Origin of the sequence: Clostridium sp. (genome assembly GCF_018372875.1) — a bacterium.
GTDB lineage: Bacteria > Bacillota > Clostridia > Clostridiales > Clostridiaceae > Clostridium.
In genome coordinates, this window is the sequence record NZ_JAHAIF010000062.1 from 1 (window position 1) to 14,845 (window position 14,845).

At 34.5% G+C, this 14,845-nt stretch carries 13 protein-coding genes, 1 pseudogene and 1 other annotated feature; all 14 genes and pseudogenes read left to right on the forward strand.

Annotated features, from left to right (window positions below; all coding sequences use genetic code 11):
• A pseudogene (gene tuf, locus KIB46_RS14585) lies at positions 1–181 on the forward strand (elongation factor Tu); the annotation flags it as partial.
• 192 nt (positions 182–373) lie between these two features.
• The gene (gene rpmG, locus KIB46_RS14590) at positions 374–523 is read left to right on the forward strand and encodes a 50S ribosomal protein L33 (protein ID WP_027099171.1); all 150 of its coding nucleotides are present in this window, start codon (positions 374–376) and stop codon (positions 521–523) included.
• A 51-nt stretch (positions 524–574) separates the two neighbouring features.
• Complete coding sequence (gene secE / locus KIB46_RS14595) at positions 575–802, forward strand: preprotein translocase subunit SecE (RefSeq protein ID WP_049177373.1); 228 nt, start codon at positions 575–577, stop codon at positions 800–802.
• 32 nt (positions 803–834) lie between these two features.
• Positions 835–1,356, forward strand: a complete 522-nt coding sequence (nusG, locus tag KIB46_RS14600) for a transcription termination/antitermination protein NusG (RefSeq protein WP_049177374.1) — start codon at positions 835–837, stop codon at positions 1,354–1,356.
• An 87-nt stretch (positions 1,357–1,443) separates the two neighbouring features.
• Positions 1,444–1,869: a 50S ribosomal protein L11 gene (gene rplK, locus KIB46_RS14605; RefSeq protein WP_156561974.1), complete on the forward strand. Its 426-nt coding sequence runs from the start codon at positions 1,444–1,446 to the stop codon at positions 1,867–1,869.
• A gap of 52 nt (positions 1,870–1,921) precedes the next feature.
• The gene (gene rplA, locus KIB46_RS14610) at positions 1,922–2,611 is read left to right on the forward strand and encodes a 50S ribosomal protein L1 (RefSeq protein WP_156561976.1); all 690 of its coding nucleotides are present in this window, start codon (positions 1,922–1,924) and stop codon (positions 2,609–2,611) included.
• Positions 2,612–2,656: 45 nt separating this feature from the next.
• Positions 2,657–2,790 (forward strand) — a sequence feature (ribosomal protein L10 leader region).
• Between the two features lie 34 nt (positions 2,791–2,824).
• The gene (gene rplJ, locus KIB46_RS14615) at positions 2,825–3,328 is read left to right on the forward strand and encodes a 50S ribosomal protein L10 (protein WP_027099176.1); all 504 of its coding nucleotides are present in this window, start codon (positions 2,825–2,827) and stop codon (positions 3,326–3,328) included.
• Positions 3,329–3,370: 42 nt separating this feature from the next.
• On the forward strand, positions 3,371–3,736 hold the full coding sequence (rplL, locus tag KIB46_RS14620; RefSeq protein ID WP_027099177.1) for a 50S ribosomal protein L7/L12: 366 nt from the start codon (positions 3,371–3,373) through the stop codon (positions 3,734–3,736).
• Positions 3,737–4,000: 264 nt separating this feature from the next.
• The gene (gene rpoB / locus KIB46_RS14625; protein WP_156561977.1) at positions 4,001–7,705 is read left to right on the forward strand and encodes a DNA-directed RNA polymerase subunit beta; all 3,705 of its coding nucleotides are present in this window, start codon (positions 4,001–4,003) and stop codon (positions 7,703–7,705) included.
• A gap of 21 nt (positions 7,706–7,726) precedes the next feature.
• Complete coding sequence (gene rpoC / locus KIB46_RS14630) at positions 7,727–11,257, forward strand: DNA-directed RNA polymerase subunit beta' (RefSeq protein WP_156561978.1); 3,531 nt, start codon at positions 7,727–7,729, stop codon at positions 11,255–11,257.
• 194 nt (positions 11,258–11,451) lie between these two features.
• Entirely contained in the window at positions 11,452–11,829 is a 378-nt protein-coding gene (gene rpsL / locus KIB46_RS14635) for a 30S ribosomal protein S12 (protein ID WP_156561979.1), read from the forward strand.
• A 147-nt stretch (positions 11,830–11,976) separates the two neighbouring features.
• A complete protein-coding gene (rpsG, locus tag KIB46_RS14640; RefSeq protein WP_156561980.1) occupies positions 11,977–12,447 on the forward strand; it encodes a 30S ribosomal protein S7 in 471 nt (156 codons plus the stop codon).
• 76 nt (positions 12,448–12,523) lie between these two features.
• On the forward strand, positions 12,524–14,590 hold the full coding sequence (fusA, locus tag KIB46_RS14645; RefSeq protein ID WP_156561981.1) for an elongation factor G: 2,067 nt from the start codon (positions 12,524–12,526) through the stop codon (positions 14,588–14,590).
• Between the two features lie 158 nt (positions 14,591–14,748).
• On the forward strand, positions 14,749–14,845 hold a 97-nt coding region (locus KIB46_RS14650; RefSeq protein WP_287621107.1), incomplete at its 3' end, for a GTP-binding protein.

Consider the following 14,845-nt stretch of genomic DNA (forward strand, 5'->3'; position numbering starts at 1 on the left):
AACAGACGTTACAGGATCAATCAAATTACCAGAAGGTATGGAAATGGTTATGCCTGGAGACCACATCGATATGAATGTTGAATTAATAACTCAAGTAGCGATGGACGAAGGTTTAAGATTCGCTATCAGAGAAGGTGGAAGAACTGTAGGTTCAGGTGTTGTTACTAGCATCATAGAATAATTGATATAAAATTAGTTTAAAGTATTAGGACTGGGTATTAATACCTAGTCCTTTGCAAAGGAACACCATATTGACAGTAGACAACTTTTATGATAATGTGGAAAAGTAACTCATAATTACAAAATTAATTGAAACAGTAAGAGAAATTGTCTCTTAAAATATAATATATAGGAATAACTGGAGGTGCAGACCGTGAGAGTAAAGATAACTTTAGCATGCACAGAGTGTAAGCAAAGAAACTACAACTCAATGAAGAATAAGAAGAACAACCCAGACAGAATGGAAATGCAAAAGTATTGTAAGTTCTGTAAGAAGCACACTCTTCATAGAGAAACTAAGTAATTAGCGATTTAAGTAAAGACACATACTTACCAATTTTAAGGATGTGATAAAATGGCTGACAATAGTAAAGCTAAATCCAATGCTGCTAAAAAAGGCGGTATATTTAAGTTTTTTAGAGAGGTTAAGGCAGAAGTTAAAAGAATAACTTGGCCTTCTAAAAATGAAACTAAAAAAGCATTAATTGCTGTAGCTGTGTTCGTCTTAATCTATGTTGTAATAATAGGCGGATTCGATTATATTTTTCAAAACCTCTTTGAAGTGATTTTGAAACTTAAGTAAGGGAGGTTTAGGTGGATATCACCGGAATAAATATGAGTGAAAGAGCAAGATGGTATGTAGTACATACATACTCAGGATATGAAAACAAAGTAAAAGCTACTATTGAAAAAACTATTGAAAATAGAAATCTTCAAGAATTATTCGTTGATATACAAGTACCAATGGAAGAAGTTGTTGAAGAAAAAGATGGTAAGCAAAAAGTAACTTTGAAAAAGAAGTTTCCTGGATATGTGCTAATAAAAATGCTAATGTCAGACGAATCTTGGTATGTAGTAAGAAATACCAGAGGAGTGACAGGGTTTGTTGGACCTGGATCTAAACCAGTTCCGCTTACTGAAGAAGAAATTGAATCTATGGGAATTGTTGAACTTCCACAGGAGATTGATTTAGAAGTAGGTGAAGGGGTTAGAGTAATATCAGGACCATTAAGAGATTTCGTTGCACTAGTGCAAGAAATTAATGCTGAAAAGCATAAAATAAAAGCATCAGTAGATATGTTCGGTAGGGAAACTTTAGCCGAACTAGATTTTAATCAAATCGAGAAGTTAGTTTAATAGTTATATAAATTATTAACTAATGTTTTTAATTAAGTGGGAGGATTGAAGAAATCCGTAATCACCACAGTATAGGAGGAATAACAAATGGCTAAGAAAGTAACTGGAATGATTAAACTTCAACTTGCAGCAGGTAAGGCTACACCAGCACCACCAGTTGGTCCAGCATTAGGTCAACATGGTGTAAACATAATGGGATTCTGTAAGGAGTTTAATGCTAAAACTGCAAATCAAGCTGGATTAATAATACCAGTAGTAATCACAGTATACCAAGACAGATCTTTTAGTTTCATATTAAAGACACCTCCAGCTGCAGTTCTAATTAAGAAAGAATTAGGATTAGAAAGCGGTTCAGGTGTACCAAACAGAACTAAGATTGGTAAGTTAACAAAGGAACAAGTAAGAAAGATTGCTGAATTAAAAATGCCAGACTTAAATGCTGCTACAATCGAAGCTGCTATGAGCATGATCGAAGGTACTGCAAGAAGTATGGGTGTAACTATCGAAGAGTAATTCATAAATTCGTGGGAGGTCTAGGCCGTTATTACCACAAAGGAGGCTTATTATGGGAAAGAAATATGTTGAAAGTGCAAAGTTAATAGATAAGAATACTTTATACAATCCAGCAGAAGCTTTAGAGCTAGCTGTAAAAACTGCAAAAGCTAATTTCGATGAAACTATCGAATTACATGTAAGACTTGGGGTAGATCCAAGACATGCAGATCAACAAGTTAGAGGAGCAGTTGTATTACCAAACGGAACTGGTAAGACTGTAAGAGTATTAGTGTTTGCTAAAGGAGATAAGGCTAAGGAAGCAGAAGCGGCAGGAGCAGAATTTGTCGGAGCTGAAGAATTAGTTCAAAAGATCCAATCAGAAAACTGGTTCGACTACGATGTAGTTGTAGCAACTCCAGATATGATGGGTGTTGTTGGTAGAATAGGTAGAATACTTGGACCTAAGGGATTAATGCCAAACCCTAAGTCAGGAACTGTAACATTTGATGTTGCTAAGGCAATTGCTGACATTAAGGCTGGTAAGGTTGAATATAGAGTTGATAAGACTGCTATAGTTCACTGCCCAATTGGTAAGAAGTCATTCGGTGCTGAAAAGTTAAAGGAAAACTTCCACGCATTAATGGAAGCTTTAATTAAGGCTAAGCCAGCAGCAGCTAAGGGACAATATGTTAAATCAGTAACTGTTTCAAGCACAATGGGACCAGGAGCTAAGATCAATCCAGTAAAAGTTTTAGAATAGTATTGACTTGAACTGAATTAGATGTTATAATCGGTTGTGTTGTTGAAAAAGATAATATTATTTCCGTAGACAGTAGGTGCTATTGCATAACGTATAACAACCTACCGAGGTACCAATAAAGTTAGTTATGTTTACTTTAGGTCTTCCTTGTCTACGGGAAGACCTTTATTAATATTAAGCAGTTATAAACTGTGAGGAGGTGGACACACAGTAATGAACAAGAACAGACAAATGAAAGAAGCAAAGGTTGCTGAAATCAAAGAAAAGTTAGAAAAGTCACAATCTGTAATTCTTGCAAGCTATCAAGGTCTTACTGTTGAAGAAGATACTCAATTAAGAAAGAACTTAAGAGAAGCTGGTGTTGAATATAAGGTATACAAGAATACTTTAGTAACATTAGCTGCTAAGGAATTAGGATTAGAAGCTATTTCTGAATATTTAGAAGGACCAGTTTCTATAGCATTCGGATATGAAGATGCTACTGCTCCTGCAAGAATCTTAAATGATTTTGCTAAGGATCATAAGAAACTTGAGTTAAAAGCAGGTATTGTTGAAGGACAAATCTTTGATAAAGAAAAGGTTTCTCAACTTGCTACAATACCATCAAAAGAAGTTCTTATTGCGAAACTTCTTGGAAGTATCAAGGCTCCTTTATCAAACCTTGCATACTTATTAAGTGCAATTAAAGATCAAAAAGAAGCTGAATCAGCTGAATAATAACAAAACAATGTGTTAAGTAATTTTGGAGGTGCAATTAAAATGACAAGAGAAGATATCATTCAAGCTATAAAAGAAATGAGCGTTTTAGAATTAAATGAATTAGTAAAAGCTTGCGAAGAAGAATTCGGAGTAAGCGCTGCTGCTCCAGTAGCAGTAGCAGGTGCAGCAGTTGCAGGTGGAGCTGCTGAAGAAAAGACTGAATTTGATGTAGTATTAGCAAATGCTGGATCTCAAAAGATTAAAGTAATCAAAGTTGTAAGAGAACTTACTGGATTAGGATTAAAGGAAGCTAAGGAAATAGTTGACGGAGCTCCTAAAACATTAAAAGAAGCAGTTTCTAAGGAAGAAGCTGAAGACATCAAGGCTAAATTAGCTGAAGTTGGTGCAGAAGTAGAAGTTAAGTAATTTAACTTAAAATATGAAAAGGTGCTGTATAGCACCTTTTTTATTGTCTAATAGTACGGAATAAAAAAATATTGACATTAATTTGGGAATATGATACTATCATTAAATGTACTGTTCAATATGGATAAGTATATAAAAATGGTAAAATGTGTATAGGTGCATAGAAATGTGGCTATACTAAAAAGATGATGTTCTCCGAAAGCATAAAGTCCTTAGGGAAGCTATGCTTTTGGTTATTTTAGTTTATACAAGGGGTGAAGATTCATGGTACATCCTGTCCAAGTTGGGAAAAGAACAAGAATGAGTTTTGGTAAGGTTAAAGACGTAACCGAAATGCCAAATCTAATTGAAGTACAATTAGATTCGTATCAGTGGTTTTTAAGAGAAGGACTTCATGAAGTTTTTGATGATGTCAATCCAATAAGCAACTTTACTGGTAATCTAGTACTTGAATTCGTAGACTATAAGCTTGATATGGATAATATTAAGTATTCAGTGGAAGAGTGTAAGGAAAGAGACGCTACTTATGCTGCACCACTAAAGGTTTCTGTAAGATTACAGAACAATGAAACAGGAGAAATAAAAGAACAAGAAGTCTTTATGGGGGATTTCCCATTAATGACTGAACAAGGAACTTTTATTATTAATGGTGCTGAAAGGGTAATAGTCAGCCAATTAGTAAGATCTCCAGGTGTATATTACAGTTATAGTAGAGATAAGAGTGGTAAAAAGCTATTTTCTTCTACAGTAATTCCAAACAGAGGAGCTTGGTTAGAATATGAAACTGACTCTAATGATGTAATATATGTAAGAATTGATAAGACTAGAAAGCTACCAATCACTATTTTAGGAAGAGCAATGGGATTTGGAAGTGATCAAGAATTATTAGATTACTTTGGAGAAGAAGAAAGATTCAAAGCAACAATAGAAAAAGATAATACTAAAACAAAGGAAGAAGCACTATTAGAAATCTATAAGAGATTAAGACCAGGTGAACCACCTACAGTAGATAGTGCAGTATCTTTAATTGATTCTTTATTCTTTGATGCAAAAAGATATGATTTATCTAGAGTAGGTAGATACAAGTTCAATAAGAAACTTGCATTAAACTTAAGAATTGCAAATCAAATAGCTGCTAATGACATTATTAATCCATCAACTGGAGAAATAATGGTTGAAAGTGGCCAAAAAATTAGTAGAATAGTTGCTGAAGAAATTAGAAATGTAGGAATAAATTCAGTTGATGTTTTAGTAGAAGACAGAGTTATAAGAGTAATCGGTAATAACTTTGTTGATATAACTAAGCATGTTGATTTTGATGTAACAGACTTAAATATTAAAGAATATGTACATTACCCTACATTAAGAGAAATCTTAGATAATTATTCTGATGAAGATTCAATAAAAGAAGAAATCAAGAAAAATATCAATAAATTAATTCCTAAGCATATTATAAGAGATGATATTTTTGCGACTATTAGTTACGAAATTGGTTTAGCTTATAATATAGGATATGTTGACGATATTGATCATCTTGGAAATAGAAGAATTAGATCAGTTGGTGAATTACTACAAAACCAATTCAGAATTGGTTTATCAAGAATGGAAAGAGTAGTTAAGGAAAGAATGACTATTCAAGATCAAGAAGCAATTACTCCTCAAATGTTAATAAACATTAGGCCAGTAGCTGCTGCTATTAAAGAATTCTTTGGTAGTTCGCAATTATCACAATTCATGGATCAAATTAACCCACTTTCAGAATTAACTCACAAGAGAAGATTATCTGCTCTAGGACCAGGTGGTTTATCTAGAGAAAGAGCTGGTTTCGAAGTAAGAGACGTTCACCATTCTCACTATGGAAGAATGTGTCCTATTGAGACTCCTGAAGGACCTAATATAGGTCTTATCAACTCATTAGCAACATTTGCAAGAGTTAATGAATATGGATTTATAGAAACACCATATAGAATTATAGATAAAGAAACTAATACAATTACAAATGAAATAAGATATTTTACAGCAGATGAGGAAGACCAATATTTAGTTGCACAAGCTAAAGAACCGATTGACGAAAATGGTCACTTTGTTGATAAAAAGGTAACAGTAAGAAATAAGGAAGATGTATTTGTTGTACCGGCAGAAGATGTAGATTTAATAGACGTATCGCCTAGACAAATAGTATCAGTTGCTACTGCGATGATACCTTTCCTTGAAAATGATGATGCCTCAAGAGCACTGATGGGATCAAACATGCAACGTCAAGCTGTTCCATTATTAAAGACTCAAGCTCCTATCGTTGGTACAGGAATAGAATACAAAGCTGCAGTAGACTCAGGAGTACTTCCTAAGGCTAAAAATGCTGGTGTTGTAACTTATGTAAGTGCTAATGAAGTGAGAATTAAAAGAGATATTGATGGCGGAATTGATACTTATAAATTACTTAAATTTAAGAGAAGTAACCAAGGTATGTGTATAAATCAGCGTCCAATAGTTGATAAAGGTGAAATAGTATTTAAGAATCAAGTATTAGCTGATGGTCCATCAACAGATCTAGGAGAAATATCATTAGGTAAAAATATCAGAATGGGATTCATCACGTGGGAAGGATATAACTACGAAGATGCTATGCTTATTTCTGAAGAGTTAGTTAGAGAAGATGTATTTACATCTATTCATATAGAAGAATATGAATGTGAAGCTAGAGACACTAAATTAGGACCAGAAGAAATCACTAGAGATATTCCTAATGTAAGTGAAGATGCACTTAAGGATATCGATGAAAGAGGAATAATAAGAATAGGTGCTGAAGTAAGATCTGGAGATATTCTTGTTGGTAAGGTTACTCCAAAGGGTGAAACTGAATTAACAGCTGAAGAAAGACTGTTGAGAGCAATATTCGGTGAAAAGGCAAGAGAAGTAAGAGATACTTCTTTAAGAGCGCCTCATGGTGAAGCTGGTATAATTGTAGATGTTAAAGTGTTTACAAGAGAAAATGGAGATGAATTAAATCCAGGCGTAAATGAGCTTGTAAGAGCTTATATTGCGCAAAAGAGAAAGATATCTGTAGGGGATAAGATGGCTGGACGTCATGGTAACAAGGGGGTTATTTCAAGAGTACTTCCTGAAGAAGATATGCCATTCTTACCAGATGGTAGACCACTACAAATATGTTTAAATCCTTTAGGGGTTCCTTCGCGTATGAACATCGGTCAGGTACTTGAAGTTCATTTAGGATGGGCTGCTAGCCAATTAGGATGGCATATAGCTACTCCAGTATTTGATGGAGCAACTGAAGAAGATATAGAAGAATGTCTTGAAAAAGCAGGTTATAATGCTAATGGTAAAACTGTTTTATATGATGGTAGAACAGGAGAACCATTTGATAATGAAGTTACAGTTGGTATAATGTATATCTTAAAGCTAGCTCACTTAGTTGACGATAAGATTCATGCTAGATCAACTGGACCGTACTCACTAGTTACACAACAACCACTTGGAGGTAAAGCTCAATTTGGTGGTCAAAGATTTGGTGAAATGGAAGTTTGGGCATTAGAAGCATATGGTGCTGCGCATACATTACAAGAAATATTAACTGTTAAGTCAGATGATGTTGTAGGTAGAGTTAAGACATATGAAGCAATAGTTAAGGGTGAAAATATCCCTGAACCAGGTGTTCCAGAATCATTTAAGGTTCTTATTAAAGAACTTCAAGCTCTTTGCTTAGACATTAAAGTTTTAAATGAAGAAAATCAAGAAGTTCAATTAAAAGAATTTGCAGATGAGGATATGGAAAACTTAGAGGTAAATATAGAAGGAACAGAAGAATTTACTTCTGAACCAGAAGCAGAAATTGATGATAGCTATACAGTAGAAGAAGTAGAACCAGAACAAGAAGAAGATTTTGAAAGTTTTCAAATCGAGGGACTACAAGAAGATTTAGTACTAGATGATTTTAATGACGAACACTAATTTTGAAGGGAGGATATACCCTTGTTTGAGTTAAATAATTTTGATGCAATACAAATAGGATTAGCATCTCCTGAGCAAGTAAGAAAATGGTCAAGAGGAGAAGTTAAGAAACCAGAAACAATAAACTATAGAACATTAAAGCCTGAAAGAGATGGTTTGTTCTGTGAAAGAATATTTGGACCAATGAAGGACTGGGAATGTCACTGTGGTAAATATAAAAGAGTAAGATATAAAGGTATAGTTTGTGATAGATGTGGAGTTGAAGTCACAAAGGCTAAAGTTAGAAGAGAGAGAATGGGGCATATAGAACTGGCTGCCCCAGTATCTCATATATGGTACTTCAAAGGAATTCCATCAAGAATGGGATTAATACTTGATATGTCACCAAGAGCTTTAGAAAAAATACTATATTTTGCTTCATACGTAGTAATTGATCCAAAGGAAACACCACTTTTAAAGAAGCAACTTCTTAATGAAAAAGAGTATAGAGAAGCAGCAGATAAATATGGTGAAGAAAGCTTTGTTGCAGGTATGGGTGCAGAAGCTGTTAAACAACTTCTAGGAGAAATTGATTTAGAAGCTCAATCAATAGAGTTAAAAGAAGAGTTAAAGCAAAGTACAGGTCAAAAAAAGGTAAGAATAATCAGAAGACTTGAAGTTATTGAATCCTTCAAAAAGTCTGGTAATGATCCAAAGTGGATGATTATAGATGTAATTCCTGTTATTCCGCCAGATTTAAGACCGATGGTACAATTAGATGGTGGAAGATTTGCAACATCTGATTTAAATGATCTTTACAGAAGAGTTATAAATAGAAATAACAGACTTAAGAAGTTATTAGATTTAGGAGCTCCTGATATCATAGTTAGAAATGAAAAAAGAATGCTTCAAGAAGCAGTAGATGCTCTTGTAGATAATGGAAGAAGAGGAAGAGCTGTAACAGGCCCTGGTAATAGACCATTAAAGTCTTTATCAGATATGCTTAAAGGTAAGCAAGGTAGATTTAGACAAAACTTACTTGGTAAGAGAGTTGACTACTCAGGTAGATCTGTTATAGTTGTTGGTCCAGAATTAAAAATGTACCAATGTGGTCTTCCTAAAGAAATGGCTCTTGAATTATTCAAGCCATTCGTAATGAAAAAGTTAGTTGAAGATGGAATAGCTCATAACATAAAGAGTGCTAAGAGAATGGTAGAAAGAGTAATGCCACAGGTATGGGATGTATTAGAAGAAGTTATTGCAGACCATCCAGTATTATTAAACCGTGCTCCGACACTTCACAGATTAGGTATTCAAGCATTCCAACCAGTATTAGTTGAAGGTAGAGCTATAAAGCTACATCCGTTAGTTTGTACAGCATATAATGCTGACTTTGATGGTGACCAAATGGCTGTTCACGTACCTTTATCTGTAGAAGCACAAGCAGAAGCGAGATTTTTAATGCTTGCAGCTGGTAACATATTAAAGCCATCTGATGGTAAGCCAGTTTGTGTTCCTACTCAAGATATGGTTCTTGGTTCTTATTATTTAACAATAGATAAGGATCAAGAAAAGGAAGAGAAATATTTCTGCTCAAAAGAAGAAGCTATAATGGCTTATGAGTTAAAAGAAATAGGAGTACATGATAAAATACATGTAAAATTATTTAAGACTGTAGATGGAATTGAAAAAACAGGAATAATTAAAACTACTGTAGGTAAATTAATATTCAATGAATCAATTCCACAAGATCTTGGATTTGTTGATAGAAATAATAAAGATGAAGAGTTTAACTTAGAAGTAGACTTCTTAGTTACTAAGAAATCTTTAGGTAAGATAATAGATAAGTGTTATTTAAAGCATGGTCCAACTGAAACATCAATAATGTTGGATAAAATAAAAGCTTTAGGATACCACTATTCATCAATCGGAGCAATAACTGTTGCAGCATCAGATATGATCGTACCTAAAGAAAAGTATGACTTATTAAGAGATGCTGATGAAACAATAGAAAAGATTGAAAAGATGTATAAAAGAGGTTTCATATCTGATGATGAAAGATATGAAAGAGTTATAGAAAAATGGACTAAGACAACTGAAGAAGTTGCTGACACTCTAATGGAAAGTCTTGATAAATTTAACCCAATATTTATGATGGCTGACTCTGGTGCCAGAGGTTCTAAGTCACAAATTAAGCAATTAGCTGGTATGAGAGGACTTATGGCAAGTCCATCTGGTAAAATCATAGAATTACCAATTAGAGCATCCTTTAGAGAAGGTCTAGATGTACTTGAATACTTCTTATCTACTCACGGAGCTAGAAAGGGTAATGCTGATACTGCCTTAAAGACAGCCGATTCAGGATACTTAACTAGAAGATTAGTTGATGTTTCTCAAGACGTAATTGTAAGAGAAGAAGACTGTGGTGCTACAGAAGGTATGGTTGTATCTGAAATTAGAGAAGGTAATGAAGTTGTTGAAGGATTAGCTGAAAGATTAACAGGTAGATATCTTGCAGAAGATGTAATAAACCCTTCTACAGGAGAAGTTATTGCTAATAACGATACTTATGTTGATTCAGAAATGGCAGAAACAATAGTAGCAACAGGAGTTAAAAAGGTTAAAATTAGATCTGTATTTACATGTAAGTGTAAAATAGGTGTATGCTCTAAGTGTTACGGTATGAATATGGCTACTGCTAAGAAGATAAACATAGGTGAAGCAGTTGGTATAATAGCTGCCCAATCTATCGGTGAACCAGGAACTCAGCTTACAATGAGAACATTCCATACAGGTGGTGTTGCCGGTGCGGATATAACACAAGGTCTTCCTAGAGTTGAAGAATTATTTGAAGCTAGAAAACCTAAGGGGCTTGCAATTGTAAGTGAAATTAGTGGTACTGTAAGAATAGAGGAAACTAAGAAAAAGAGAACTGTATATGTAATGGGAGCTGATGGCGAAGAAAAGAGCTATGACATTCCATTTGGATCAAGACTAAAAGTTAACGATAATGATGTTATAGAAGCTGGAGATGAAGTTACAGAAGGTTCTGTTAATCCGCATGATATCATGAGTATCAAGGGTATAGATGGTGCTAGAAGATATCTGCTTAGTGAAGTTCAAAAAGTTTATAGACTTCAAGGGGTTGATATTAACGATAAGCACTTAGAAGTAGTTGTTAGACAAATGACTAGAAAGATTAAGGTTACAGATTCTGGTGATACTGAACTATTACCTGGAACAATGATTGATATATTTGACTTTGAAGAAGCAAATGAAAAGGTAAGAGAGTTTGGTGGAGAAGAAGCTACAGGAGAACAAGCGTTACTAGGAATTACTAAAGCTGCTCTTGCAACTGACAGTTTCTTATCAGCAGCATCATTCCAAGAAACAACAAGAGTACTTACAGAAGCTGCCATAAAGGGTAAAACTGATCCTCTTGTTGGATTGAAAGAAAATGTAATAATAGGTAAGTTGATTCCAGCTGGAACTGGTATGATGAGATACAGATCAGTAAAGCTTGATGTTGAAGAAGATTTAACTATGGATGACAGCTTATTAAAGGTAGAATAATACAATTCAAATTTATTGACATGCGTATGCGTAAATGATAAAATACGAGATGTGTGATTTTTAGATTCGCATAAATTTGATTGTCTACATGTTTCATGGAGGCAAAGTAATTATTACTTTGTCTTTGTGAACTTAATTAACTTGTTTTATCTTTTTATATTTAAATAGATAAATAAAATTCAGGAGGTGAAAGAATGCCAACTATAAGCCAATTAGTAAGAAAAGGAAGAAAAGTAGCTATTACAACTTCAACTGCTCCAGCACTTAAGGAGTGTCCTCAAAAGAGAGGAGTTTGTACTGTTGTTAAGACTACTACTCCAAAGAAGCCTAACTCAGCGTTAAGAAAGATTGCCAGAGTAAGACTTACAAATGGATATGAAGTTACTGCATACATTGGTGGTGTAGGACACAACTTACAAGAACATAGCGTTGTTCTTATAAGAGGTGGTAGAGTAAAGGACCTTCCTGGTGTTAGATACCATATCGTAAGAGGAGCATTAGACTGCGCTGGTGTAGCTAACAGAATGCAAGGAAGATCAAAGTATGGAGCTAAGAGACCTAAGAAGAAGTAGTCTCTTAACCAATTGTAGTGCTTATCTTCAGCATTTACATAGATTTATAACTTAAGTTTATATAGATGAAGGAGTTAGCACTTTACGGTATCGAAATAGTACCGAGTACCGATGAACTTAAATTATCATGTTAAGGAGGGAAGAAAAGTGCCAAGAAAAGGACATATAGCAAAGAGAGATGTGTTACCAGATCCAATGTACAACTCAAAGGTTGTTACTAAGTTAATAAACAACATAATGGAAGATGGTAAAAAGGGAGTAGCTCAAAAAATATGTTACAATGCATTTGAAGTTATAGCTCAAAAGACTGGTAAAGATGCATTAGAAGTATTTGAAGAAGCTATGAACAATGTAATGCCTTTACTAGAAGTAAAAGCAAGAAGAATAGGTGGAGCTACTTACCAAGTTCCAATAGAAGTTAGAGCAGAAAGAAGACAGACTTTAGGTATCAGATGGATACTAGCTGCTGCTAGAAAAAGAGGAGAAAAGCTTATGGCAGAAAGATTAGCTGGAGAATTATTAGATGCAGCTAATAATACTGGTGCTGCTGTTAAGAAGAGAGAAGATACTCATAAGATGGCAGAAGCTAATAAGGCTTTCGCTCACTACAGATACTAATATAAAAACTGTTTTGGTTCTTTTACCAAAACAGTTTTCTAGAATTTATAATTACTCGTTGAGAGGAGGAAATTAAATGGCAAGACAATATCCATTAGAAAAATTCCGTAATTTTGGAATAATGGCCCATATAGATGCAGGTAAAACTACAACTACAGAACGTATATTATTCTATACAGGAAGAACACACAAAATTGGTGAAACTCATGAAGGGGCTTCTCAAATGGACTGGATGGTTCAAGAACAAGAAAGAGGTATAACAATTACTTCTGCAGCAACAACTTGTTTCTGGGAAGGTCATGAATTAAATATCATTGATACTCCAGGTCACGTAGACTTCACAGTAGAAGTTGAAAGATCATTAAGAGTACTTGATGGAGCAGTTACTGTTCTAGATGCTAAGAGTGGGGTTGAACCTCAAACTGAAACTGTTTGGAGACAGGCAGATAAGTACGGCGTACCAAGAATGATTTATGTAAACAAGATGGATGCAACTGGAGCAGACTTCTTCAGATGTGTTCAAACAGTAAGAGATAGATTAAAGGCTAATGCTGTTCCAATACAAATCCCAATAGGATCAGAAGATCAATTTAAAGGAATGGTAGATCTTATATCAAATAAGGCTATATTATTCTATGATGATCTTGGAAAAGATGTTAGAACTGAAGAAATTCCAGCGGATTTGGTAGATCAAGCTGAAGAATACAGAAATGCTATGATAGAAGCAATAGCTGAAACTGATGAAGAATTAATGATGAAATACCTTGAAGGTGAAGAAATAACAGCTGGCGAATTACATGCTGCTTTAAGAAAAGCTACAATAGCTAATGAAATTTATCCATGTATTTGTGGTTCTTCATACAAAAACAAAGGTGTTCAAGAAATGATTAATGGAGTTGTTGCATACTTACCATCTCCACTAGACATTCCTGCTGTAGAAGGTACTGACTTAGAAGGTGAACCGGCTACAAGAGAAGCTTCAGATGAAGCACCTTTATCAGCATTAGCATTTAAGATTGCTACTGACCCATTCGTAGGAAAGCTTGCTTTCGCTAGAATTTACTCTGGTATAATAGAAAGTGGTTCTTACGTTCTTAACTCAACTAAGGGTAAGAAAGAAAGAATTGGTAGACTTGTTAAAATGCACGCTAATCACAGAGAAGAAGTTGAATCACTAGAAGCTGGTGAATTAGGAGCAATTATCGGATTAAAGAATACTACAACTGGAGATACTCTATGTGCAGAAAATAATCCAATAATCCTTGAATCAATGGAATTCCCAGAACCAGTTATCAACATTGCGATTGAACCAAAGACTAAAGCTGGTCAAGAAAAGATGGGGTTAGCATTAGCTAAACTTGCAGAAGAAGATCCAACTTTCAAGACTTGGACTGATCAAGAAACTGGTCAAACAATTATCGCAGGTATGGGTGAGCTTCACTTAGATATCATTGTTGATAGACTTCAAAGAGAATTCAAGGTTGAGTGTAATGTAGGTGCACCTCAAGTTTCATATAAAGAAACAATTAAGAAAGCTGTTAAGGCTGAAGCTAAATATGCTAAGCAATCAGGTGGTAAAGGACAATACGGTCACGCTATAATTGAAATGGAACCAACTGAAGGAGAATACTCATTTGAAAATGCTGTTGTTGGTGGAGCTATTCCAAAGGAATACATTCCAGCAATTGATGCAGGTATTCAAGAAGCAGCTTTAACTGGTAATATAGCTGGATACAATGTTATTAACTTCAAGGTTAAGCTAGTACACGGATCTTACCATGAAGTCGATTCTTCAGAAATGGCGTTTAAGATTGCTGGTTCTATGGCATTCAAGAATGCTATGGCAAAGGCAGATCCAGTATTGTTAGAACCAATGATGAAGGTTGAAATAACTGTACCTGAAGAATACATGGGAGATGTTATAGGTGACGTTAACTCAAGAAGAGGTAGACTAGAAGGTATGGATTCAGTAAATGGAGCTCAAGTAATTAGAGCATTTATTCCATTAGCTGAAATGTTTGGTTATGCAACATCATTAAGATCAAGAACTCAAGGTAGAGGTGTTTACGCAATGGTATTCGACCACTACGAAGAAGTTCCAAAGAGCATACAAGAACAAATCGCTGGAAATAGAAGCAAATAATTTATTTGGTGTTACAAAAGGTAACACCAAATACTTATTAATATAAGTATTTGTAAGTAAACTGCAATATAAATATAGATATTGTGAAATTTATAGGTTATAATAATGACTGAAAAAAGTCTTTAAATTTATTGATATATTTTAAGGAGGAATTTGCAATGGCAAAGGAAAAATTCGAGAGAAATAAACCCCACGTAAATATTGGAACAATCGGTCACGTAGACCACGGTAAGACAACACTTACAGCAGCAATCA

What these genes read in the sequence shown, in the direction of transcription:
- nusG (WP_049177374.1), top strand. Translation starts at nt 835, where the DNA reads ATGAGTGAAAGAGCAAGATGGTATGTAGTACATACATACTCAGGATAT.
- rplK (WP_156561974.1), top strand. Translation starts at nt 1,444, where the DNA reads ATGGCTAAGAAAGTAACTGGAATGATTAAACTTCAACTTGCAGCAGGT.
- secE (WP_049177373.1), top strand. Translation starts at nt 575, where the DNA reads ATGGCTGACAATAGTAAAGCTAAATCCAATGCTGCTAAAAAAGGCGGT.
- rplL (WP_027099177.1), top strand. Translation starts at nt 3,371, where the DNA reads ATGACAAGAGAAGATATCATTCAAGCTATAAAAGAAATGAGCGTTTTA.
- rplA (WP_156561976.1), top strand. Translation starts at nt 1,922, where the DNA reads ATGGGAAAGAAATATGTTGAAAGTGCAAAGTTAATAGATAAGAATACT.
- fusA (WP_156561981.1), top strand. Translation starts at nt 12,524, where the DNA reads ATGGCAAGACAATATCCATTAGAAAAATTCCGTAATTTTGGAATAATG.
- rpoB (WP_156561977.1), top strand. Translation starts at nt 4,001, where the DNA reads ATGGTACATCCTGTCCAAGTTGGGAAAAGAACAAGAATGAGTTTTGGT.
- rpsL (WP_156561979.1), top strand. Translation starts at nt 11,452, where the DNA reads ATGCCAACTATAAGCCAATTAGTAAGAAAAGGAAGAAAAGTAGCTATT.
- rplJ (WP_027099176.1), top strand. Translation starts at nt 2,825, where the DNA reads ATGAACAAGAACAGACAAATGAAAGAAGCAAAGGTTGCTGAAATCAAA.